The following is a 730-nucleotide window of genomic DNA, read 5'->3' as shown; positions in this document are numbered from 1 at the left end:
TTGATCTAAGTTGATCACTTGATCTGCGCCAGTTGCATCTTTGTACAGTAAATCTGTTCCGTTGTAGGTAACATTCCCTTCTACGTCTTTGGCCACTTGTTCGATAATCTCTTTTACTTTCTCAGGATTGTTGTTGACAATGGTCTCGAAGTTATTCGCTACAGAAGCTGGAATATCAATAATCGTTTCGGTACCATTTTCAGATTTATAGGTATAAGTTCCATCGGTATTAGCAAGCAAAGTCGTAACGGTTTCATTGGCTTTAACCAGTTGGTCTAGATTGATTACTTGATCATTTCCATTACCATCTTTGTATACCAAATCCGTTCCGTTATAGGTTACGTTCCCTTCAACATCTTTGGCAACTTGTTCGATAATTTCTTTGACCTTTTCAGGGTTGTTATTGACAATCGTTTCGAAGTTATTCGCTACAGAAGCTGGAATATCGATGATGGTTTCTGTACCATTTTCTGATTTATAGGTATAGGTTCCATCGGTATTAGCAAGCAAAGTCGTAACGGTTTCATTGGCTTTTACCAATTGGTCTAGGTTAATCACTTGATCATTTCCGGTAGCATCTTTGTACAGTAAATCCGTTCCATTATAAGTAACGTTCCCTTCAACGTCTTTCGCAACTTTTTCAATAATCTCTTTTACTTTCTCTGGATTGTTATTGACAATCGTTTCGAAGTTATTCGCTACAGAAGCTGGAATATCGATGATGGTTTCT

General features: G+C 37.5%; 1 pseudogene. It reads right to left on the bottom strand.

From position 1 onward, the window contains the following. Positions 1-730 (bottom strand): annotated as a pseudogene (locus AWV75_RS19005) (hypothetical protein); the annotation flags it as partial.

Origin of the sequence: Myroides odoratus, assembly GCF_001549985.1 — a bacterium.
Classification (GTDB): Bacteria; Bacteroidota; Bacteroidia; order Flavobacteriales; family Flavobacteriaceae; genus Flavobacterium; species Flavobacterium odoratum_A.
This window is presented reverse-complemented; position numbering and strand designations above follow the sequence as displayed.